Origin of the sequence: Mesorhizobium sp. M7A.F.Ca.CA.002.05.1.1 (genome assembly GCF_003998335.1) — a bacterium.
Classification (GTDB): Bacteria; Pseudomonadota; Alphaproteobacteria; order Rhizobiales; family Rhizobiaceae; genus Mesorhizobium.
The window spans coordinates 1-950 of sequence record NZ_RZQI01001395.1; the positions used below are offsets into that span (position 1 = coordinate 1).

1 protein-coding gene is annotated in these 950 nt (G+C 63.6%); it reads left to right on the forward strand.

What is annotated here, in order from left to right; genetic code table 11:
* Positions 1 to 924: sugar-binding transcriptional regulator (locus EN939_RS35850; protein ID WP_164751587.1), on the forward strand; the 924-nt coding region annotated here is incomplete at its 5' end.
* Between the last annotated feature and the right edge of the window lie 26 nt (positions 925 to 950).

Below are 950 nucleotides of genomic sequence, written 5' to 3' on the forward strand. Positions count from 1 at the left end.
CAGGCCCAGGTGGCCAAGCGGCTCGGCCTGACCAGCCTCAAGGCGCATCGGCTCATCACCCGGGCCACCCAGGATGGCCTTGTCAGGGTGATCATCGACGGCGATGTCGGCGAATGCATCGACCTCGAGCAGCAGCTGATCACTGCTTACGGGCTCGACTACTGCGAGGTTGTTCCTGATCTCGATCAGGACGAGCTGCCGCTGAAGGCGCTTGGGATCGCCGGCGCTCAGTTTCTGAAACGAGAGATCGATCGCGGCGAGGACATGCTGATCGGCGTCGGCCATGGCCGTACCCTTGCCGCAAGCGTCGAGTATCTGACGCGCACCGCCGCTGCCCATATCCGTTTCGTCTCGCTGCTTGGCGGCGTGACGCGCAAATTCGCGGCCAACCCGCACGATGTCATGCATCGGCTGGCCGAGCGGACCGGCGCGCAGGCTTATGTGATGCCGGTGCCTTTCGTCGCCAACACCGCCGAGGACCGTGAAGTGCTGCTTGGTCAGCGCGGCATTAGCGATGTCTTCGACCTCGCAAGCCGGTCCGACCTGATGTTCGTCGGCATAGGGACCGCCGAGCGGGAAGCTTCGTTGGTCGCTACCGGCATGATCGAACATTCCGAAATCGATGAGGTGAAACGCGATGGCGGCGTCGGCGAGCTGCTCGCCCACTTCTTCGACGACAAGGGGCGCCCGGTGGAAACGGCGCTGTCGGACAGAATTCTCGCGCTTCCGCGGGACCAGTTGAAGGGCCGCCGGATCGTCGCCGTCGCCGGCGGCAAGATCAAAGTGCGTGCCATCAAAGCGGTGCTCGAAAGCCGCTATCTGAGCGGCCTGATCACCGACGAGTCCACCGCTCGTGCCCTTGTCGAACAGAACAAACCCAATGGCGCGAAGCGCCATGTGCACGGAGGATCGTCAAATGCGTGACAAGCGCGGATCAGCCTTGCTGGCGG